This window comes from Cyanobium sp. NS01, from assembly GCF_014280235.1.
Taxonomy (GTDB): Bacteria; Cyanobacteriota; Cyanobacteriia; order PCC-6307; family Cyanobiaceae; genus NIES-981.
Genome location: NZ_CP047940.1, coordinates 20,377 through 39,755, shown reverse-complemented (window position 1 = coordinate 39,755; position 19,379 = coordinate 20,377). Strand labels below are relative to the sequence as shown.

General features: G+C 68.1%; 19 protein-coding genes and 1 pseudogene. 11 read left to right on the top strand and 9 right to left on the bottom strand.

The window, feature by feature from the left end:
* Window position 1 precedes the first annotated feature (1 nt).
* Window positions 2-1,588 (bottom strand): DEAD/DEAH box helicase, encoded by a 1,587-nt coding sequence (locus tag CyaNS01_RS00180; protein WP_186699982.1) that lies wholly within the window; start codon window positions 1,586-1,588, stop codon window positions 2-4.
* A gap of 74 nt (window positions 1,589-1,662) precedes the next feature.
* On the opposite strand from CyaNS01_RS00180, the pseudogene CyaNS01_RS00175 reads away from it, so the two are divergent.
* Both CyaNS01_RS00175 and CyaNS01_RS00170 read left to right on the top strand, forming a co-directional pair.
* A pseudogene (locus tag CyaNS01_RS00175) lies at window positions 1,663-2,046 on the top strand (HNH endonuclease); the annotation flags it as partial.
* Window positions 2,047-2,412: 366 nt separating this feature from the next.
* Window positions 2,413-3,288, top strand: coding sequence for an SDR family oxidoreductase (locus tag CyaNS01_RS00170; protein WP_186697905.1), 876 nt, complete (start codon window positions 2,413-2,415; stop codon window positions 3,286-3,288).
* On the opposite strand, the gene CyaNS01_RS00165 is transcribed toward CyaNS01_RS00170, so the two are convergent.
* Window positions 3,252-3,449 carry a hypothetical protein gene (locus tag CyaNS01_RS00165; RefSeq protein ID WP_186697903.1) on the bottom strand — a complete coding sequence of 66 codons (198 nt, stop codon included), beginning with the start codon at window positions 3,447-3,449 and terminating at the stop codon, window positions 3,252-3,254. The genes CyaNS01_RS00170 and CyaNS01_RS00165 overlap by 37 nt on opposite strands.
* A gap of 13 nt (window positions 3,450-3,462) precedes the next feature.
* Here CyaNS01_RS00165 and pdxA point away from each other — a divergent pair, with 13 nt between their 5' ends.
* The gene (pdxA, locus tag CyaNS01_RS00160) at window positions 3,463-4,473 is read left to right on the top strand and encodes a 4-hydroxythreonine-4-phosphate dehydrogenase PdxA (protein WP_370561611.1); all 1,011 of its coding nucleotides are present in this window, start codon (window positions 3,463-3,465) and stop codon (window positions 4,471-4,473) included.
* Window positions 4,474-4,475: 2 nt separating this feature from the next.
* Here pdxA and accB read toward each other — a convergent pair whose 3' ends face one another.
* A complete protein-coding gene (accB, locus tag CyaNS01_RS00155) occupies window positions 4,476-4,964 on the bottom strand; it encodes an acetyl-CoA carboxylase biotin carboxyl carrier protein (protein WP_186697900.1) in 489 nt (162 codons plus the stop codon).
* A gap of 5 nt (window positions 4,965-4,969) precedes the next feature.
* Window positions 4,970-5,530, bottom strand: coding sequence for an elongation factor P (gene efp, locus CyaNS01_RS00150; protein WP_186697898.1), 561 nt, complete (start codon window positions 5,528-5,530; stop codon window positions 4,970-4,972).
* 90 nt (window positions 5,531-5,620) lie between these two features.
* On the opposite strand from efp, the gene CyaNS01_RS00145 reads away from it, so the two are divergent.
* The gene (locus CyaNS01_RS00145) at window positions 5,621-6,745 is read left to right on the top strand and encodes a peptidylprolyl isomerase (RefSeq protein ID WP_370561610.1); all 1,125 of its coding nucleotides are present in this window, start codon (window positions 5,621-5,623) and stop codon (window positions 6,743-6,745) included.
* 12 nt (window positions 6,746-6,757) lie between these two features.
* Entirely contained in the window at window positions 6,758-7,786 is a 1,029-nt protein-coding gene (gene thiL, locus CyaNS01_RS00140; protein WP_186697896.1) for a thiamine-phosphate kinase, read from the top strand.
* Window positions 7,787-7,839: 53 nt separating this feature from the next.
* Here thiL and CyaNS01_RS00135 read toward each other — a convergent pair whose 3' ends face one another.
* Window positions 7,840-8,862 carry a type I glyceraldehyde-3-phosphate dehydrogenase gene (locus CyaNS01_RS00135; protein ID WP_186697894.1) on the bottom strand — a complete coding sequence of 341 codons (1,023 nt, stop codon included), beginning with the start codon at window positions 8,860-8,862 and terminating at the stop codon, window positions 7,840-7,842.
* A 191-nt stretch (window positions 8,863-9,053) separates the two neighbouring features.
* Between CyaNS01_RS00135 and murC the strand changes: the two genes are divergently transcribed.
* Genes murC through CyaNS01_RS00120 form a run of 3 tightly spaced genes read left to right on the top strand, consistent with a single transcriptional unit; the run spans window position 9,054 to window position 11,787 of the window.
* Window positions 9,054-10,490: a UDP-N-acetylmuramate--L-alanine ligase gene (gene murC, locus CyaNS01_RS00130; protein ID WP_370561608.1), complete on the top strand. Its 1,437-nt coding sequence runs from the start codon at window positions 9,054-9,056 to the stop codon at window positions 10,488-10,490.
* A 4-nt stretch (window positions 10,491-10,494) separates the two neighbouring features.
* Window positions 10,495-11,400 (top strand): UDP-N-acetylmuramate dehydrogenase, encoded by a 906-nt coding sequence (gene murB / locus CyaNS01_RS00125; RefSeq protein ID WP_186697892.1) that lies wholly within the window; start codon window positions 10,495-10,497, stop codon window positions 11,398-11,400.
* A 45-nt stretch (window positions 11,401-11,445) separates the two neighbouring features.
* Window positions 11,446-11,787 carry a YbaB/EbfC family nucleoid-associated protein gene (locus tag CyaNS01_RS00120; protein WP_186697890.1) on the top strand — a complete coding sequence of 114 codons (342 nt, stop codon included), beginning with the start codon at window positions 11,446-11,448 and terminating at the stop codon, window positions 11,785-11,787.
* Between the two features lie 5 nt (window positions 11,788-11,792).
* On the opposite strand, the gene rsgA is transcribed toward CyaNS01_RS00120, so the two are convergent.
* From rsgA to grpE, 4 genes are read right to left on the bottom strand one after another with little or no spacing between them, the layout of a single operon-like run.
* Window positions 11,793-12,854 (bottom strand): ribosome small subunit-dependent GTPase A, encoded by a 1,062-nt coding sequence (gene rsgA / locus CyaNS01_RS00115; RefSeq protein ID WP_186697888.1) that lies wholly within the window; start codon window positions 12,852-12,854, stop codon window positions 11,793-11,795.
* Window positions 12,844-13,098: a sulfurtransferase TusA family protein gene (locus CyaNS01_RS00110; protein WP_186697887.1), complete on the bottom strand. Its 255-nt coding sequence runs from the start codon at window positions 13,096-13,098 to the stop codon at window positions 12,844-12,846. Before CyaNS01_RS00110 ends, rsgA begins: the two co-directional genes overlap by 11 nt.
* Window positions 13,099-13,101: 3 nt before the next feature.
* Window positions 13,102-14,226 carry a molecular chaperone DnaJ gene (gene dnaJ / locus CyaNS01_RS00105; protein ID WP_186697885.1) on the bottom strand — a complete coding sequence of 375 codons (1,125 nt, stop codon included), beginning with the start codon at window positions 14,224-14,226 and terminating at the stop codon, window positions 13,102-13,104.
* Window positions 14,227-14,228: 2 nt separating this feature from the next.
* Window positions 14,229-14,999, bottom strand: coding sequence for a nucleotide exchange factor GrpE (gene grpE / locus CyaNS01_RS00100; protein WP_225875708.1), 771 nt, complete (start codon window positions 14,997-14,999; stop codon window positions 14,229-14,231).
* Window positions 15,000-15,097: 98 nt separating this feature from the next.
* Here grpE and CyaNS01_RS00095 point away from each other — a divergent pair, with 98 nt between their 5' ends.
* The 3 genes from CyaNS01_RS00095 to CyaNS01_RS00085 all read left to right on the top strand — a co-directional run bounded on the left by CyaNS01_RS00095 (window position 15,098) and on the right by CyaNS01_RS00085 (window position 19,375).
* Entirely contained in the window at window positions 15,098-16,948 is a 1,851-nt protein-coding gene (locus tag CyaNS01_RS00095; protein ID WP_186697883.1) for a GspE/PulE family protein, read from the top strand.
* 76 nt (window positions 16,949-17,024) lie between these two features.
* Complete coding sequence (locus CyaNS01_RS00090; RefSeq protein WP_186697881.1) at window positions 17,025-18,104, top strand: type IV pilus twitching motility protein PilT; 1,080 nt, start codon at window positions 17,025-17,027, stop codon at window positions 18,102-18,104.
* Window positions 18,105-18,118: 14 nt separating this feature from the next.
* Window positions 18,119-19,375, top strand: a complete 1,257-nt coding sequence (locus tag CyaNS01_RS00085; RefSeq protein ID WP_186697880.1) for a type II secretion system F family protein — start codon at window positions 18,119-18,121, stop codon at window positions 19,373-19,375.
* Window positions 19,376-19,379 lie beyond the last annotated feature (4 nt).

The window sequence follows — 19,379 nt, the reverse complement described above, 5'->3', positions numbered from 1 at the left end:
CTCACCAGTTCTGCATCAGGTCCCGCACCATGGCAACCAGATCGCGGCGGCGCAGCTCCTGCTGACCGCGGCCCAGCAGCACGGCGATGCGCTCCGCCTTGCTGGCGATCAAGCCATCCACCAGCTGGTCGGCCACGCCCAGCTGCAGCCAGTGGCAGATCAGGGAACCCGCCATGCCGATGCGGTGGCAGCGGTCTTCGGCCTGCTCCGCATCCCCGGGTGTCCAGGGGCGCTCGATCAGCACCACATGGCGGGCCCTGTGCAGCGTGAAGCCCAGCCCGCCGGTGCCGTAGGTGGCGATCAGCAGCGGGCTGCGGCCCTCCTGGAAGTGGTCCACCAGCTGCTGGCGCCGGCGCGGCTCGAGGGCTCCGGTGAGCAGGGCTCCGCCCAGCTCCGCCTGCAGCAGGCTGGCGGTGGTGCGGAAGGCCGTGAACACCACCACGGCCTCGCCCGCGGCCAGCTGGCGCTGCACCAGCTCCCTGGCCGCCGCCAGCTTGGAGTGGGAGGCGATCTGGCGCAGGGCCGTGAACACGGCGAGCACCTCGGCATCGCGGCGCACCTCCCCGCGGGCGGCGCGGCGGCGGTAGGCGTCCACCTTGCGCTGCAGCCGTTGCTCGAAGCCCAGGGCCTGGTCAGGCTCCAGCTGCACGGGGATCAGGGCGCGCTGCTTGGGCGGCAGATCGAGGCAGTCCTGCTTGCGACGGTGCAGCACCAGGGGCCTGGTGAGGCGCTGCAGTTCGGCGAGGTTGGTGGCGCCCGTGGCCTGCCACACCCGCCGCCCGCCCTGGTCGCGCCAGTGCCCCTGGCAGAACAGCTCCTCGTAGGCCCGCTGATGCCGGGCCAGGGGGTGGCCGATCGCCGCCAGCAGGGGAAACAGCTGGGCCGGTCGACCGTTCTTCATCGGCGTGCCGGTGAGCAGCCAGATCGCCCGCAGCCGGGGGTGCCGGGCCAGCCGCAACAGGGCCTTGCAGCGGGCCGTGTGGGCGTTCTGGGCGAAGTGGGCCTCGTCGGCGATCAGCACCGTGCCGGCCGCAGGCAGCTCCGGCGGCAGCCGCGCCCAGCTGTGCAGCTCCAGCCGCAGACCCAGAGCCAGGGCTTCGGCGCGCCAGTGGTCGTGCAGGCCCACCGGGGCCACCACCAGGATGCGGCAGTCCGCCAGGCGCACCATGGCCCGGGCCGCCGCCAGGGCCGAGAGGGTCTTGCCGAGGCCCATCGCATCCGCCAGCACCGCCCCGCGCCGCGCCAGCAACCAGCGGCCGGCGGCGCGCTGGTGGGCCAGCAGGCGGCGGCCATCCTCGAGGGGCTGGTCCAGATCGGCGGCCCGAACCAGCTGCCGGTGGGGCGGCAGCGGCGGCAGGGGCTGCTCCAGCCAGGCCAGCCAGGTGGCCAGCTGGGGCTCCACCGGAAAGCGACCGGCCAGGGCCTGCTGCAGCGCTGCGGCGGCCTCCTGCGGAAATTCCCAGCAGCCCCGCCGCGCCAGCCACTCCCCCCGGGGCCGGATGGCCCGCAGCTGGGCGCTGGTGACCGCATCAAAGGGGCTGACCACCTCGATCAGTCCGGTGGCACCCAGCCGCAACAGGCAGCGCATGCGCGGAATGGCAGTCCTCGACACATTGCCACCCTGGACACTGGCTGCAAACTCCCCGCAACCGAGCCAAGCGCATGCAGGCCAGGGACTGGGCGGCAGGGAACGCAGGCGGCAGCAATGCCGTGTTTCTCGAAGAGCTCTGTCCCAAACTGCGTGCCCGGCGCTGGCGTCAGTCCCTGCATCAGCACACCAACCGGCGCTGCATCTACTGCGGCTGCCGCTCTGAATCGATCGACCACGTGCTGCCCAAGAGCCGGGGCGGGCCGAGCGTCAACGAAAACTGCGTGCCGGCCTGCCTCGGCTGCAATGGCCGCAAGGGCGACAGCGAGGTGTTCAGCTGGTACCGCCAGCAGCCCTTCTACGATCCGCGCCGTGCCATGGCGATCCGGGCCTGGACCCAGGGCGAGATGGCCCTGGCCACGCGCCTGCTGGCCTGGACCGCCCCACCCGCCAGTTCACCAGCCGCTGCGGCCTCCCTGGCGCCTGAAGGCCCCAAGGCCGGCGAACGCCCGGGCGACCACGACCTGGTGGCGCTCCCTCAGGCCAGCGAAGGAGCTGAGGCCGAGGCCCCTCACCAGACGCGGCAGGCCGCCGGCCCGTTGTGGCGCTGGCAGATGGCGGCCTGATCCTGGGGGGCCTCCGGGGCCAGCACCGCAGCCAGCAGCAGCAGCCCTGCCGCCAGCAGAGCGGGGAGGGGCCAGGAGCGTGCCCGAAACTGTATGGAGGCCGCTGCAGGGCGCTGCAGCGGCGGAGCCCAGCACCAGCTGGCCTGAACAGGAGAGGACACCACCATGAGAAACATCGAGAGTAATACAGGTGTACTGATGCTTTCTGAGGATGTCAAGCCCGCCGCGAATCTGCTGGTGCTCGGGGCAGGCTTCACCGGCGGCCGTCTGGCGGCCGCCGCCGCTCAGCGGGGCTGGGCGGTGACGACCACCAGCCGCCAGGCCCCGCAGAACCCAGGGCCCGGCCACTGGTTGACCTTCGACAGCAGGGAGGGCCTGGTGCCCGAGCCCGATGCTCTGGCTGGGGTGACCCATCTGTTCGTGTCCATTCCCCCGGACGGCCAGCCCGGCGATCCGGTGCTGAGGCTGCTGGGACCCGTGCTGCGCCAGCTGCCGCTCCAGTGGGTGGGCTATCTCTCCACCACCGGGGTCTACGGCGACAGCCGCGGCGCCTGGGTGGATGAGCAGGCGCCCACCCCGGCACGGCCTGGCCGCAGCCAGGCCCGCCTCGAGGCCGAGCGGGCCTGGCGCAGCAGCGGCCTGCCGGTGCAGATCTTCCGGCTGCCGGCGATCTACGGTCCGGGCCGCACCCCCTTCCGCGCCCTGCAGGCCGGCGAGAGCCGGCTGATCCACAAGCCCGGGCAGGTGTTTTCCCGCGTCCACGTCGATGACATCGTCGGCGCGGTGCTGCACTGTCTGGCCCTGCCCGCCAGCGAGCGGCCCGCCCTGCTGAACGTGGCGGATGACTGCCCCTGCTCCTCCACCGAAACCCTCAGCCACGCCGCCCATCTGCTGGGCCTGCCGCTGCCGCCCCTGCAGCGCTACGACGAGATCGAGGCCAGCCTGAGCCCGATGGCCCGCAGCTTCTGGCAGGAAAACCGACGGGTCAGCAACCGCAGGCTCTGCCAGGAGCTGGGCTACCAGCTGCGCTATCCCAGTTACCGGGAGGGCTTTGGAGCGAGCTTGTCGGCATAGGGGGATCCCTTGGGATAGCAGCGGGTGCGATCCTCGGGATCACACACGAACGGGAAGCCCATTTCCCGCATCAACAGACCCCAGCGCAGCTGCAGCCAACCCCGGTTGAATCCCGTTCCCAGGCCATACAGCAGCAGTCCGAGCAGCAGCCAGCGCACCATGGGCCTCTCCTCCTTGCCTTCCATCCCATCCAACTCCGCTGAGAGCCATCTGGCCATCGCCCTGGGGGATCCGGCGGGCATCGGTGCCGAGGTCACGCTCAAGGCCCTGGCCCAGCCCGAGGCGCGCGGCCTGGAGCCTGTGCTGGTGGGCTGCCGCCGCTGGCTGGAGGGCCAGTACGAAGCCCTGAGGCCCCTCAGCCGTGACCCCCTGCGCGATCCGGCCGAGCTCGCCATGGTGGACCTGCCCCTGGAGGAGCCCGTGGCCCCGGGCCGCAGCGGCCCGGCCTGCGGGGACGCGGGCTTCCGCTGGCTCACAGCGGCGGCGGAACTGGTGCAGCGGGGCGACTGCAAGGCCCTGGTGACCGCACCGATCGCCAAGGCCAGCTGGTATGCCGCCGGCCATGCCTACCCAGGCCAGACCGAGCGGCTGGCGGAGCTGGCCGGGGTGGCGGAGGCCTCGATGCTGTTCACCGCCCGCGCCCCGCAGGGCCACTGGCGGCTCAACACGCTGCTGGCCACCACCCACATCCCCCTGGCTGCCGTGCCGGCCAGCCTCGATCCGGCCCGGCTGCGGCGCAAGCTCGACCAGTTGCTGGCCTTCTGCCAGCGCTTTTCGCCCCGGCCGCAGCTGGTGGTGGCCGGCCTGAATCCCCACGCCGGCGAGGCCGGCCAGCTGGGACAGGAGGAGGAGGTCTGGCTCAACGACACCCTCAGCCAGTGGCAGGCCAGCCATCCCGAGGCGGAGCTGCTCGGCCCGTTGCCGCCGGACACCTGCTGGTTGAGTGCGGCGCAGGCCTGGCAGCAGGGCAGCCCAGGGCCTGATGGCTACCTGGCCCTCTACCACGATCAGGGCCTGATTCCGGTGAAGCTGCTGGCCTTTGACGCGGCGGTGAACACCACCCTGGGCCTGCCGTTTCTGCGCACCTCACCAGACCATGGCACCGGTTTCGCCATCGCCGGCCAGGGGGTGGCCCGGGCCGCCAGCATGGCGGCCGCGATCAGCACAGCCCTGGAGCTGGGTTGAACTCAGGCGGGCTTGACGCGCATCAGCACCTGGCCGAACTCCACCGGCGTGCCGTTCTCCACCAGGATCTCCACCACCTCACCGCTCAGCTCAGCCTCCAGCTCGTTCATGAGCTTCATGGCCTCGAGGATGCAGATGGTCTGACCCACCTTGATGCGGACTCCCGGGGCCACGAAGTTCGGCTCTCCCGGCGCAGGGGCGCTGTAGAAGGTGGCCACCATCGGCGCCGTGATCTCCACCAGGTCGCTGCGGCTGGCCGCCGCGGCGGGTGGGGGCGTGGAGGGGCCCGGCGGGCCTGGCTGGGCGGCGGCCACCGGGGCAGCGACCGGGACCGGCGGCTGCACTGGGGCCGGCAGCGGCGCCGGGGCGAGGCTGGGCAGGTTGCGGCGCACCTCCAGCCGGAAGTCATCGCCCTCCAGCTTGAACTCCTGGATGTCACTGTCACCCAGCAGGGCCAGGAGCTGCTGGAGCTGGTCGTGATCGAGCTGCATGGGGATCAGTTCTCCCGCCCGAGATAGCTGTCGCTGCGGGTGTCGATCTTGATCTTCTCGCCGATCGAGAGGAACAGCGGCACCATCACCTGGGCGCCGGTTTCGACGATGGCGGGCTTGGTGCCGCCGGTGGCCGTGTCGCCCTTGACGCCGGGATCGGTCTGGGTGATCTCCAGCACCACCGAGTTGGGCAGCTCCACCTCCAGGGGCTTGCCGTTCCACGACACCACGTTCACCTCCATGCCCTCCTTGAGGTACTTGCGGCTGTCGCCGATCTGCTTGGCCGTGAGGCGTGTCTCCTCGTAGCTGGCCATGTCCATGAACACGAAGTCGTCCCCCTCCATGTAGGTGTGCTGCAGAGTGCTCTTCTCCAGCACCGCCTGGGGCACCATCTCGCCGGCGCGGAAGGTCTTCTCCACCACGTTGCCGCTCTGCACGGCCTTGAGCTTGGTGCGCACGAAAGCCGAGCCCTTGCCCGGCTTCACATGCAGGAACTCAACGACCCGCCAGACCTGGCCATCCAGCTCGATCGATGTCCCGGTACGAAAGTCGTTGCTGGAGATCATTCCGGCGGATCGGATCTGGCGGATTGTACGGCTGGCTACCGGCCCCGCCCCCAAACCTTCTCTGCAGGCGGGGCTGGGCCCGGGAAGGCTGTGCCAAAGTCCGACCAGAAGGAAGACGCTGTGATGGCCGCACCGTGGATCCACCGGGCCGTGGCTCGCGCCATGGCATGGGCCCTGGCCCTGTTGCTCGCCCTCCCCCTGCAGGCCCTGCCCGCAGCCGCGGCCCTGCCCGAGGGGAACGCGGTGAAGGATCCGGCGGCGATTCTGCGCAATGCCCTGCCGGTGGAGGCTCCCGCCCTGCAGAACCTGCAGCACCGGCTCGAGGACACCAGCACCGACCTGCGGGCCAAGCGCTGGTCGGCGCTCAAGGCCACCACGCGCCGCAGCCAGTCGCAGCTGAGCAGTCGCCGCAAGGAGATTGAGGAGGGCTTCGGGGCTGGCGAAGCGGAGCAGGCCTCAGCGCTGATGGCTGAACTGGAGGGCGATCTTCAGGCGCTGGCCAGCGCGGCCGAGGTCCAGGACCGGGACGGCTTCCTGGACGCCCGCCGCCAGGCCCTCGCCACGATCGGCACGGCCGAGGCCCTGCTGGTGGGTCCCTTCCCGTTCGCCATTCCCGCTGAGTTCGACGCCCTGCCGCGCCTGCTGGGGCGGGCCACCGTGCAGATCAGCACCAGCCGCGGGCCCCTGGTGGCCGTGGTCGACGGCTACAACGCGCCCCTCACGGCCGGGGCCTTCGTGGATCTGGCCCAGAAGGGCTTCTACGACGGCCTGCCCTTCACCCGCGCCGAGGACTTCTACGTGCTCCAGACCGGCGATCCCAAAGGACCGCTGGACGGTTACGTCGATCCCACCACCAAAGAGCTGCGGCGAGTGCCCCTGGAGATCAAGATCCCCGGCGAGCCCGTGCCCTTCTACGGCCAGACCTTCGAGGATCTGGGCCGCTACAAGGCCGAGGCGGTGCTGCCCTTCGCCACCCTGGGCACCCTGGGCTGGGCCCATTCCGACCAGAGCCTCGACGATGGCTCCTCCCAGTTCTTCTTCTTTCTCTACGAAGCAGAGCTCACCCCGGCCGGCCTGAACCTGGTGGATGGCCGCTATGCCGCCTTCGGCTACGTGGTGGAGGGCTTCGACGTGCTGGAGGAACTGGGGGTGGATGACGTGATCGAGCGGGTGCAGGTGGTGGACGGGGCCGAGAACCTGCAGCCCCACGCCTGAGGAGCGCACGCCATGGGCCGCGGCCACGATCCCGCCCTGGCCGAGCTGGGAGAGGAGGAGCTGATCCGCCGCCTGGGGGCCTTCGCGCCGCCGGGCCAGTTCCAGGACGATGGGGCCATCCTGGCGGCCCGCGGCCCGCTGGTGCTCAACACCGACGTGCTGGTGGAGGGCAGACACTTCAGTGACGCCACCACCGAGCCCTTCGACGCAGGCTGGCGCGCCGCCGCCGCCAACCTCTCCGATCTGGCCGCCATGGGCTGCACTGATGCCCTCGGGATCACCGTGGGGCTGGTGGCCCCGGCCCAGACGCGCTGGTCGTGGGTGCAGGGGGTGTACGAGGGGCTGCAGGCCTGTCTGAACGCCCACGGAGCTGGAGCCATCCTGGGCGGCGATTGCAGCGGCGGCGAGCAGCGGATTCTGGCGCTGAGTGCGGTGGGTGAGCTGGCCACAGCTGTCGGGGCAGAAGCTGGCGGCGATGCGATTCGACGCGGCGATGGCCAGCCCGGCGATGTGCTCATCGCCAGCGGCCCCCATGGGCTGAGTCGCCTCGGGCTGGCCCTGCTGCAGGACACTCTGGCGCCGGGGGTGCGGGAGGGTCTTGACCCCGATCTCGTGGACCGGGCCCGGGCCGCCCACCGCAGACCCCGGGCCCGTTTCGATGTCGTGCGAGCTCTACGGGCCTCCAGGCCGGCGGCCTGCCCCTGGCGGGTGGGCGGCACCGACAGCAGTGACGGCCTGGCCGTGGCCGTGGAGGCCCTGGCAGCAGCGGGTGGCTGCCAGGCCGTGCTGCAGCGCAGCGCCCTGCCCCTCGATCCGGCCATGGCAGCACTGGATCAGGCGGAGGCCTGGTGCCTCAGTGGCGGCGAGGACTTTGAACTGGTGCTGGCCCTGGCACCGCCCTGGGCGGCAGCCCTTGTGGCGGCGCTGCCAGGGGCAGTGCCCCTGGGGGTGCTGCGCAGCAGTTTAGGAAGCGAGGCCAGGCTGATCTGGAAGGACGGCATCGCAGTGAGCGCAGGCGAAACCGCCTACCGACACTTCTAGGCCTAGGCGTATCGGGATGGCGAGGGCCAGGTGCGGGCTTAGACCGGCTGGGCTCACGTCCAGTGGCGCGCCACCAGTTCGGCCAGGTCGACCACCCGCTGGCTGTAGCCCCACTCGTTGTCGTACCAGCAGATCACCTTCACCATGTTGTCGCCCATCACCAGGGTGAGGTCGGAGTCCACGATCGTGGACTCATTCGTGCCGGCATGGTCGCTGGACACCAGCGGCAGATCCGAATACTTGATGATCCCCTTCATGCCGTTCTCGGAGGCGGCCTTGAGGGTGGCGTTCACCTCCTCGCGGCTGGTGCCGCGGCTCACTTCCAGCACCAGGTCCACCACCGACACGTTGGGGGTCGGGACCCGCAGGGCGATGCCGTTGAGCTTGCCCTTCATCGGCGGGTACACCAGAGCCACGGCCTTGGCGGCCCCGGTGCTGGTGGGCACGATGTTGATGGCGGCGGCCCGGGCACGGCGCAGGTCGCGGTGGGAGGCGTCGAGAATGCGCTGGTCACCCGTGTAGCTGTGGGTGGTGGTCATCGTGCCCTTGACGATGCCAAAGGCCTGGTCGAGGGTTTTGACGATCGGGGCCAGGCAGTTGGTGGTGCAGCTGGCGTTGGACACGATGTCCCAGTCTTCGTGGCGGTACTCGGAGTCGTTCACCCCCATCACGAAGGTGCCCACGCCGTCGCCCTTGCCAGGAGCTGTGATCAACACCTTGCTGGCCCCCGCCTGCAGGTGCTTGCCGGCACCGTCCTTGTCGATGAACACCCCGGTGGATTCAATCACCAGATCCACATCCCACTCTTTCCAGGGAAGGTTGAGGGGGTTGCGATCGGAGAAGCACTTGATCGTCTTGCCGTTGACGATGATGGCGTCGTCGGTATAGCTCACTTCCGCATCGCGGATGTGACCCAGCATCGAGTCGTACTGGAGCAGGTGGGAATTGGTCCTCGGATCTGAAGTGTCGTTGAGACCCACGACTTCGATGCCGGTGTCAGCACCACGGCTGAGCCAGCAACGCATGAAGTTGCGACCAATCCGGCCGAATCCATTGATCGCAACTTTCAGTGTCATGGCAAAAAGCGGAAGAAACCGCTTGGCAAGGGGGATTTGGCTGCCGATCATACAGAAATCCCCTCCGCCCCCCTTGCCGCTTGCAGTGGCCCAGGCGGCACGATGAGCCCAGATGCAGCATCTCGTAATGGCGCGAGAGACCCCGGCCGGACTAACTTCTGCTGCAGCAGCGTCCCGGTCCGGAACCCACCTTGATCCCCCAGCTTGAGCGCGACCAACCCCTGCACTTCATCGGGGTCGGAGGCATCGGCATGTCAGCCCTGGCAGGCATTCTGGCCGAGCGGGGGTACGCGGTGAGCGGCTCCGACCCCCGCGACAACGCCGTGCTCACCTGCCTCAGGCGCCACGGGGTGCGGGTGTTCCAGGAGCAGACCGGGGCCACGGTGGCGGCCATCTGTGCCGACGCCGCCGCGCCCCCCCAGGTGGTGATCAGCTCGGCGGTTCCGGAGACCAATCCCGAACTCATGGAGGCCCGCCGGGCCGGGCTGGCGATCTGCCATCGCTCCGATGTGCTCGCCGCCCTGATCCGCGACCAGGAGACGATCGCGGTGGCCGGCAGCCACGGCAAGACCACCACCAGCAGCCTGATTGCCACCCTGCTGGCCGCCACGGGCCACGACCCCACCGCCGTGATCGGCGGCATCGTGCCCGCCTTCGGCAGCAACGGCCGCCACGGCCTGGGCCGACTGCTGGTGGCGGAGGCCGATGAATCGGATGGTTCCCTGGTGAAGTTCACCCCATCCCTGGGGGTGCTGACCAACCTCGAACTCGACCACACCGACCACTACCCCGATCTTGACGCCCTGATCAGCACCCTGCGCCGGTTCGCCGAGGGCTCCCGCCGGCTGCTGGCCAATCGAGACTGCGCGATCCTGCGGGAGCATTTCGAGGCCGACCACTGGTGGTCCACCACGAGCGCCGAGGGGGTGGAGTTCTCCGCCCTGGCCATCGACGAACGTGGCGACGGCACCACGGCCGAGTTCTATGAGCGGGGCCAGCGGGTGGGCACCCTGCAGCTGCCCCTGCCAGGCCGCCACAACCTCAGCAACGCCGTGGCCGCCCTGGCCGCCTGCCGCCTGGAGGGGGTCGGCTTCGCCGAGCTGCAGCAGGCGGTGGCCGAGCTCAAGCCCCCGGGCCGCCGTTTCGACTTCCGCGGCATCTGGAACGGCCGCCTGGTGGTGGATGACTACGCCCACCACCCCAGCGAAGTGGCCGCCACCCTGGCGATGGCGCGGCTGATGGTGGACAGCGGCCGCAGCCCCCTGCCCGAGCCCCCCCGGCGGGTGATCGCCGTGTTCCAGCCGCACCGCTACTCGCGCACGGCCCAGTTCCTGGATGGCTTCGCCGCAGCCCTGCGCGATGCCGATACCGCGGTGATCGCACCGCTCTACGCCGCGGGAGAGGCCCCGATCCCCGGTGTGAGCAGTGGGGCGCTGGCCGCGGCGTTGCAGCAGCTCGCCCCCCAGCTGCCGGTGCTGGTGGCCGACAGCCTCGATGGCCTGGCCCAGCAGGTGGAGGCCTGCAGCCTGGCTGGGGATCTGGTGCTGGCCATGGGCGCCGGCGATGTGAACGGACTCTGGGACAGGCTCAACCGTCTCCAGCGCCCGGCCCTGGAGCTGGCGGCCTGAGCGGATGACCCCCAGCCTGAGCCAGTTGCCCGGTCTGCGTCAGGGCACGGACCTGCGAGCCTTCACCACCTGGAAAGTGGGGGGTCCGGCGGAATGGTTTGCGGAGCCCGGCTCTGATGCGGAGCTGGCGGCCCTGGCGGCCTGGGCCTGGCGGGAGGGGCTGGCGCTGCGTTGCATCGGCGCGGGGTCGAATCTGCTGATCGCCGATGCGGGCCTGGCCGGCCTGACGCTCTGCAACCGGCGGCTGCAGGGCGCCAGCCTGGATGGCGGCAGCGGCTGGGTGGAGGCCGCCGCCGGCGAACCGATCCCCACCCTGGCGCGCAAGGCGGCCAGGGCCGGCCTGAGCGGCCTCGAGTGGGCCGTGGGCATCCCCGGCACCGTGGGAGGCGCCGCCGTGATGAATGCCGGCGCCCAGGGGGGCTGCACGGCCGAGTGGCTGCACTCCGTGCGGCTGCTCGACCCGGCCCGCCCCGACCAGGTGGTGGAGCTGGAAGCCAGAGACCTGGACCTGGCCTACCGGCACAGCCGGCTCCAACAGGAGCCCTGGATCGTGCTGTCGGCCCGCTTTCAACTGCAGCCGGGCCATGACCCGGAGCTGGTGCGCGAGCGCACCAGCGCCAACCTGCACAGCCGCACCAGCACCCAGCCGTATCAGCAGCCGAGCTGCGGCAGTGTGTTCCGCAACCCCGAGCCCCACAAGGCGGGTCGGCTGATCGAGGAGCTGGGCCTCAAGGGGCTGCGTATCGGCGATGCGGAAGTGTCCAGAATCCACGCCAATTTCATCGTCAATGCCGGCGAGGCCCGGGCCGCCGACATCGACGCCCTGATCGCGGACGTGCAGCGCCGGGTGCTGGAGCGGCATGGCATCGCCCTCCATCCCGAGGTGAAGCGGCTGGGTTTCCAGCGGTAGGCCGAGGGGTGCCACCCTTAGCCTGGTCACTGCTTTTGAAACGGCATGGCCGGCTTCGGACTTCCCAATTTCGGTCAGCTCACTGAGGCCTTCAAAAAGGCCCAGGAACTCCAGCAGAACGCCCAGAAGCTCCAGGAAGAGCTCGACGCCATGGAGCTGGAAGGCAGCAGCGCCGATGGCCGCGCCAGCGTGTGGCTCTCCGGCAACCAGCAGCCCCTGAAGGTGCGTCTGGCTCCAGAGCTGCTGGCTGACGGCGTCGAGGCCTGCGAAACCGCCGTGCTGGAAGCCCTGCAAGCCGCTTACGCCAACTCCACCGGCACCATGAAGGGCCGCATGGAGGAACTGACCGGCGGCCTCAATCTCAACCTGCCGGGCCTGGGGGGCTAGGGCGCTCAGCTCTGGCCAGGGCCCCGGTCCTCCCGTTCCTCCTGCTGACGCTGACTGCGGCGGGAGCTGCGCCGGTACCGGGCTGCGAGCAGGGGTTCCAGCCGGCCGCCGCGGCGGCGCAGACCGGCTGGATCCGAGCTGGGGGCCGGGGCGCGCTCCAGGTCCTGCTGCAGATCGTCGAGGCACTGGCGGTAGAGGGGCCAGCGCTCCCAGGCCATGCCCACGGAGCAGTCAGGCTCGCCCTGGTGCAGGCAGTCGCTGAAGCGGCAGGGGCCCTGACGGGCCAGCGCGGCACGCACTTCCGGGAAGAGGGCCCCGAGGGCGGCAGGATCCCGCGGCAGCCTTGGGCGATTGAAGCCCGGGGTGTCGGCCACCAGGGCACCGGGGGCCAGACCGAACAACTCCACGTGGCGGGTGGTGTGGCGGCCTCGCTGGAGCCGGCCCGAAACCGCCGTCACCCGCAGGTCGAGGGCCGGCAGCAGGGCGTTGAGCAGGCTGCTCTTACCCACCCCGGAGGGCCCACAGATCACGGTGATGCCAGGCTGCTGGAGCTCCTGCCGCAGGGCCTCGAGACCCTGCCCCGTGGTGGCTGCCACGGCCAGCGGCGCGTAGCCCCACCCCTGCAGGCGCCGGCACCAGTCGGCCACCGCCGTGGCGGGCAGCAGGTCGGCCTTGGAGAGCACGGGCAGCACGGGGGTGCCGCTGGCCTCGGCCGTGATCAGAAAACGGCTGAGCTGCAGCGGATCGGCCACGGGCTCCGCCAGCGCCACCACCACCACGATGCGGCTCACATTGGCCACGGCGGGGCGCTCCAGCAGGTTGGTGCGGGGATGCACGGCCGCCACGGCAGCGCGCCCGGCCGGCCAGTCGATGCCCTCGACCCGCACCCGGTCCCCCACACAGATGCTCTGCCCACTCTTGGCCAGGCGCGTGCGGCGGGTGCAAAGCAGCTGGCCGGCGCCACCGGGGCCTGGCTCCTCCAGCGCCACGCTGCAGTAATTGGCCTGCAGGGCCGTCACCAGGCCGTTGAGCCCCTCGCTGACGCCGCCCGCAGGCTCAGGCCCCATGGCGGCACACCAGCAGCCGGATCGCCCCCTGCTCCGCCTCGGGATGGGGAGCCTCCTGCACCGCGTGGCCCTGCTGCCGCAGGCCGGAGCTCACCTGCTCTTGCGCTTCGCCGCGGTCCAGGTCGAGCTGGAGCCAGGAGCCCGGCTCCAGGCCTTCGAGGGCCAGTCGCGCCCTGATGAAGTTGAGGGGGCAGGGGGTACCGCGGAGATCGAGCAGGAGAGAGGGGTGTGGGGCGGAGGACACGGCTCAGTCGCGGTGGCCGAACAGGCCACCGAACAGACCGCTCTTGTGCGGATGCTTCTGGCCCCGGTTGGTGTGGTGACCCGCCAACTGCTCCAGCAGCTCCCGCTCCTCACCGCTGACCTTGGTGGGCAGCTGCACCTTGACGCTGAACAGGTGGTTGCCGCGGGCCACCGGGTTGCCCAGCTTCGGCACTCCCTTGGCCTGCATGGTGAGAATGGCGCCCGGCTGGGTGCCCGGTGGAATCGTGAGCGGCTCCGGTCCATCGACCGTCTCCACCTCGATGGTGTCGCCGAGGATCGCCTGCAGGTAGTTGAGGGCCACCTCCGAGTGGATGTTGATGCCGTCGCGGCGCAGCTGGGGATGGGGCTGGACGCTCAGGAACACGTAGAGATCCCCGGGCGGACCGCCCCGCTGGCCGGCGTTGCCCTCCTGGGCCACCCGCAGCCGGGTGCCGGAATCCACGCCGGCGGGAATGTTGATGCGCAGTTTCTTGCGCACCTGCTGGAGGCCCTGGCCGCCACAGGCGGTGCAGGGGTCGTCGATCATCTGGCCGCTGCCCTCACAGGTGGGGCAGGGGGCCACCTGGGTGAAGCTGCCGAAGGGGGTGCGGGTGGCGCGACGCACCTGGCCGGCCCCCGAGCAGGTGGTGCAGGTGGTGGGGCCGGCACCCTCCTTGGCCCCGCTGCCCTTGCAGCTGGAGCAGGTTTCGAGGTGGCGGATCTGCACCTCCCGCTCGATCCCGAAGATGGCCTCCGCAAAGCTGATCGTGAGATCGAGGCGCAGGTCGTCGCCCTGCCGGGGCCCGCGGCGGCGGGGACCACCCGCCTGGGCGCCGCCGAAGCCGCTGAAGAAGGTCTCGAACAGATCGGCAAAGCCGCCCATGTCGCCCATGTCGGGCATGCCGTCGCCGCCACCGAGGCCGGCCTCGCCGAACTGGTCGTAGCGGGCGCGGCTCTGGGGATCACTCAGCACCTCATAGGCCCGGCCGATTTCCTTGAACCGCTCCTCGGCGCCGGGATCCTTGTTGATGTCGGGGTGGTACTGGCGGGCCAGCCGCCTGTAGGCCCGCTTGAGGCTGTCCGCATCGGCATCGCGGCTCACAGCCAGCAGGTCGTAGTAGTCCGCCATGGTCAACCCTCGTGGGGAGGCGCACTGGACTCCTGCTCAGGCCCTGCCTGGGCCTCTCCTGCAGGAGAGGCGGCATTGCTGGGTCCCGGTCCCATGGACACCTTCACGAGGGCATGGCGCAGCACGCGGCCATTGAGGTGATAGCCCCGCTGCAGTTCCTCGATCACAACGTCCTCGGGGTGCTGGTCACTGGGCTCCCTCAGCACGGCTTCGTGCAGCATCGGGTCAAAGGGCTCGCCCTCCACCCGCATCGGCGAGACGCCCAGCTGCTTGAACACATCCACCAGCTGGCGGTAGAGGCCCTGGTAGCTGCGGTGCAGTGACTGGGCCTCCTCATGCTGGGGATTGAGCTGCTGACGGGCCCGATCGAAGTTGTCGAGAACCGGCAGGATCTCACCGAGGGTGGCACAGGTGATCTGCAGCCGCTGATCCTCACTGTCACGGCTCTGGCGTTTGCGGAAGTTATCGAAATCCGCCGCGAGCCGCATGTGCTGACCGTTGAGGCTCTCGTGCTGGCTCCTGAGGCTGGCCAGCTCCCGCTCCAGTTCCACCACGAGCCTGGCCGCGCCGGCGGGATCAGCCGGCGCTGACGCCTCCTGGGCCGCAGCGGCGCTGTGGTCGCCGGATCCGGCATCCGGGGGGGCTTCCCCAGCGCCTGCCGCGGCGGAAGGGTCGATCAACTCGGCCGCAGTGGAGTCCACCGCAGCCTCCATCGGAGCCTGAAGATCCTGGGTGGGGTTGGTTTCGGGAGGTACCACAGGTTCACCGCTCATGCGTGACAACAAGCACGTTCAGATCTAGACATGTTGGGGCCCTGGCGGACGGCTCACAACGGCGGAAGCCCGCACCTCCCCATCCTGGCGCCAAGCGCATGCCGCTCAGACCGTTTCCCCCCTTCCCCCCGCTGCCTCCAGGGCCCCTGCCTGGAGACCACAGCGCTGCTGGAGGTGATCAGGCCGCCGCAGGGCTGCTGCAACAACCTCTGCTCGATCGGGGAGACCTCACGCCGGAGGAGGTACGCAATCCCGGCCTGAGCTTCGAGCGCTGGGGCGAGTTTGGCGCCTGTCCCATCGCCGAACGCCCCGGAGTGCTGGTGGTGGCCGTACCGAGCGACTGGGGCCGCGAACCGCGGAGGGCCGTGCAGCTTGCCTTGAGCGCGCTGGGCCTGGAGGCGGACTTACTCCAGGCCAGGAGCAGGGATATCACCGATGCCCTCGAGCAAATGGCCCTGCTGACCTCCCTGGAACAGGAGGAGTCGTCTCGTGAAACGGCTGGGAAGGACGAGGCCAGCGACCTGATGGAGCCACGCTCGCTCACGAAGGATCTTGAGCTTCCCAGCGCCAGCGGTCAGCTGCAAGAGGTGCTGGAACTGGAAGACCTGGAGGTCAGCGAAGCCGAAACCAACTCCAGCGCCAATGCCTCACCGATCGTGAGCCTGGTGGATCGGATCCTGATCGAAGCCCTCAGCATCGGCGCCAGCGACATCCACGTCGAGCCCTACGACCAGACCCTTGAGATCCGCTTCCGGATCGACGGCGTGTTGCAGAAGCTGTTTGAGGATCTGCCCCGAAGTCTGGTGCCTGCCGTCACCTCCAGGCTGAAGATCATGGCGGAACTGGACATCGCCGAACGACGGCTGCCTCAGGACGGCCGGATCCGACGCCTGTTCCGGGGACGCAAGATGGACTTCCGCGTCAGCACCCTGCCGACACGCAATGGCGAAAAGGTGGTGCTGCGGCTGCTGGACAGCAGCTCGACTGAGCTCGGCCTGGACACGCTGATCACCAATCCCGACGCCCGCGCAACCCTGCGGGAGCTCGGCAGCAATCCTTACGGCATGGTCCTGGTCACGGGCCCCACGGGCTCCGGCAAATCCACCACGCTGTATGCGCTGCTGTCAGAGCGCAACAATCCAGACATCAACATCTCCACGGTGGAGGATCCCATTGAATACACCTTGCAGGGCATCACCCAGACCCAGGTGAACCGTGACAAGGGGCTGGACTTCCCCACCACCCTGCGGGCCTTCATGCGCCAGGACCCCGATGTGCTGCTGGTGGGAGAAACCCGCGATCTGGAAACGGCCAAAACAGCCATCGAGGCCGCCCTCACCGGGCACCTGGTGTTCACCACCCTGCACTGCAACGATGCGGCCAGTGCCATTACACGGCTGGATGAGATGGGGGTCGAACCCTTCATGGTGAGCGCTTCTCTGCTGGGCATCGTGTCGCAGCGGCTGGTGCGCCGGGTCTGCAGCCAGTGCCGCATCAGCTACCACCCCGACCCAGAAGAACTGAGTCGATTCGGACTGTTGGTAAGCGAAGTTTCCGATGTGACCTTCTATCGGGCCGACACGGGCCATGGGCGCCAGAAACGTGCCTGCCCCAACTGCAATGGCAATGGCTACAAGGGGAGGGTGGCGGCGTTTGAAGTGCTGCGCATCAACGATGCGATCTCCACCGCCATCGCCCAGCGCCAAACCACCGATGTGATCCGGCGCCTGGCCCTGGAAAGCGGTATGAAAACCCTGCTGGGCTATGGCCTTGAGCTGGTGCGGGAAGGCCACACCACCCTGGCTGAAGTGCAGCGGATTCTGCTCACGGATACAGGGCTCGAGAGTGAGCGTCGCTCCCGTGCCTTGAGCACCCTGACCTGCAAGGACTGCGGAGCCGGTCTCAGTGATGCTTGGCTGGAGTGTCCCTACTGCCTCACGCCCCGGTGAGGCTTCCCAGCCAGCCTCCCGGGCAGCCCAGGCCCCGATCCCTGGATTCCGTCGCCGATCTCTTGCTCTGAGACCCATGGCCGTGATGATCGAAGATCTGATGACTGAGCTGGTCGCTGCTGGTGGCAGTGACCTCCACATCAGTTCCGGGCTACCGCCCTATGGGCGCTTCAACGGGCAGTTGAGACCCATCGTTGAGGAACGACTCGATGAGGAGGACTGCAACAAGCTGATTTTCTCGATTCTCAATAATTCCCAGCGCAAGCGTCTTGAGCAAGACTGGGAACTTGACTGTTCCTACGGCCTCAGGGGTGTGGCCAGGTTCAGGATCAATGTCTACCGGCAGCGCGGCACCTATGCCGCCTCTCTGAGGGCCCTGGGTAGCACCATACCCTCGCTGGAGAGTCTGAACATGCCATCCATCGTCGAGGAGATGAGTCGTTCCCCTAAGGGTCTTGTACTCGTCACCGGGCCCACGGGATCAGGCAAGACCACCACCCTGGCAGCCATCCTGAATCACATCAATCAAACTCGCACTGAACATATTCTCACCATTGAAGACCCGATTGAATTCACCTATTCTTCAGACAAGAGCATGATCCATCAGCGTCAGCTGAATGACGACACCCGCAGCTTCTCCAATGCGCTGAGGTCAGCACTACGGGAAGATCCCGATGTGATTCTCGTTGGAGAAATGCGTGACCTTGAGACCATTCAGCTGGCCATCACTGCCGCTGAAACAGGGCATTTGGTGCTCGCTTCGCTGCACACGAGTTCGGCCTCTCAGACCGTGGACCGCATGGTGGATGTGTTCCCCGCTGCCCAGCAGAGCCAGGTCAGGGTTCAGCTCAGCGGCAGCCTCGTAGCGGTGTTTGCTCAGACCCTGTGTAAACGCCACAAGCCAATGCCCAATCAGCTGGGTAGGGTCATGGCCCAGGAGATCATGATCAGCACTCCGGCCATCGCCAACCTGATCCGCGAAGGGAAAACAGCTCAGCTCTACTCCCAGATTCAGATGGGTGGTGAACTGGCCATGCAGACTCTGGAGAAGTCCCTGGCTGATCTGGTGCTCAGCAACAACATTCTGATCGATGAAGCCATCACCAAAACCAGTCGACCCGAAGAGCTCAAGCGACTGCTGAACCAACTCGGCTGAGTCCAGCCACCACCATGCCGACCTTCATTGCCAGCTACGAGAAACGGGGCAAGCAGACCTCCATCAGGGTGGAAGCTGCTGACGCCCTGCAGGCGAAGCGCAGCTTGCGTTTGCGGGGGATTCGGGTCACGGAGATCAAGGCCTCATCCAACACCTCTGCGATCAGTCAGAAGGCAGTTCGACAGCTGAAGCAGAAGCTCAGAACCACCAGCCTGATCAGTGCCTTTGAAAGCAGGCCTGGCACCCGGGCCAAGGCTGTCTTCGCCAACAAGCTGGCGGCACTGGTGACGGCAGGGGTGCCGATCGTGCGCAGCATCGACCTGATGGCCTCGCAGCAGAAGATGCCGCTGTTCAAACGAGCCCTGGAATCCGTGAGCCTGGAACTGAACCAGGGCCTGAGCCTGGCGGAAGCCATGCGGCGTTGGCCGAAGGTGTTTGACCGCCTCACCCTGGCGATGGTGGGGGCCGGCGAAGCAGGTGGTGTGCTGGATGAGGCGCTGCGCAGACTGGCCAAGCTGCTGGAAGCCAATGCGCGGCTGCAGAATCAGATCCGGGGTGCGATGGCCTATCCAATCGCAGTGTTATGCATCGCCATTGCTGTGTTCCTCGGAATGACGATCTTTGTGATTCCCACCTTTGCCAAGATCTTCGAAGATCTCAACGCCGAGCTTCCTTGGTTCACTCAGTTCATGGTGGACTTCAGCCAACTACTGCGATCACCATTCTCATTTTTTCTGATTGGAGTGATTGCCATCGCAACCATTGGTGCCCTCAAGTTCTATCAGACCCCCTTCGGCAGACGCTGGATGGATGGGCTTTCTCTGAAACTCCCGGTGTTTGGTGATCTGATTCAGAAAACCGCTACAGCCCAGTTCTGCCGCACCTTCGGGTCACTCACCCAGGCTGGCGTGCCAATCCTCCAAGCCCTGGGTGTGGTTCGGGACATCACCTCCAATTCCGTGGTATCAGACACGATCCAGGGAAGTCGTCAGTCGCTGATGGAGGGCATCCCCTTGAGCGTCGCCCTCAGTCGCCGTCAGGTCCTGCCGGAGATGGCCCTGAGCATGCTGTCGATCGGTGAGGAGACTGGGGAAATGGACACCATGCTCTCCAAGGCGGCAGATTTTTATGAAGACGAAGTGGAAACAGCCGTGAAGGCACTCACCTCCCTGCTGGAGCCGATGATGATTGTGCTGGTGGGGATGATCGTGGGTGCGATTCTGATCGCCATGTATCTGCCGATGTTCTCGATCTTTGATCAGATCAAGTAATCAC

Coding starts and splice junctions, on each gene's coding strand:
- CyaNS01_RS00180 (WP_186699982.1), bottom strand. CDS start 1,588: ATGCGCTGCCTGTTGCGGCTGGGTGCCACCGGACTGATCGAGGTGGTC.
- efp (WP_186697898.1), bottom strand. CDS start 5,530: ATGATCTCCAGCAACGACTTTCGTACCGGGACATCGATCGAGCTGGAT.
- CyaNS01_RS00090 (WP_186697881.1), top strand. CDS start 17,025: ATGGCCGTGATGATCGAAGATCTGATGACTGAGCTGGTCGCTGCTGGT.
- CyaNS01_RS00165 (WP_186697903.1), bottom strand. CDS start 3,449: ATGGTGCGCTGGCTGCTGCTCGGACTGCTGCTGTATGGCCTGGGAACG.
- accB (WP_186697900.1), bottom strand. CDS start 4,964: ATGCAGCTCGATCACGACCAGCTCCAGCAGCTCCTGGCCCTGCTGGGT.
- rsgA (WP_186697888.1), bottom strand. CDS start 12,854: ATGGGGCCTGAGCCTGCGGGCGGCGTCAGCGAGGGGCTCAACGGCCTG.
- thiL (WP_186697896.1), top strand. CDS start 6,758: ATGGGCCGCGGCCACGATCCCGCCCTGGCCGAGCTGGGAGAGGAGGAG.
- CyaNS01_RS00085 (WP_186697880.1), top strand. CDS start 18,119: ATGCCGACCTTCATTGCCAGCTACGAGAAACGGGGCAAGCAGACCTCC.
- CyaNS01_RS00135 (WP_186697894.1), bottom strand. CDS start 8,862: ATGACACTGAAAGTTGCGATCAATGGATTCGGCCGGATTGGTCGCAAC.
- murB (WP_186697892.1), top strand. CDS start 10,495: ATGACCCCCAGCCTGAGCCAGTTGCCCGGTCTGCGTCAGGGCACGGAC.
- dnaJ (WP_186697885.1), bottom strand. CDS start 14,226: ATGGCGGACTACTACGACCTGCTGGCTGTGAGCCGCGATGCCGATGCG.
- CyaNS01_RS00170 (WP_186697905.1), top strand. CDS start 2,413: ATGCTTTCTGAGGATGTCAAGCCCGCCGCGAATCTGCTGGTGCTCGGG.
- CyaNS01_RS00120 (WP_186697890.1), top strand. CDS start 11,446: ATGGCCGGCTTCGGACTTCCCAATTTCGGTCAGCTCACTGAGGCCTTC.
- CyaNS01_RS00095 (WP_186697883.1), top strand. CDS start 15,098: ATGCCGCTCAGACCGTTTCCCCCCTTCCCCCCGCTGCCTCCAGGGCCC.
- grpE (WP_225875708.1), bottom strand. CDS start 14,999: ATGAGCGGTGAACCTGTGGTACCTCCCGAAACCAACCCCACCCAGGAT.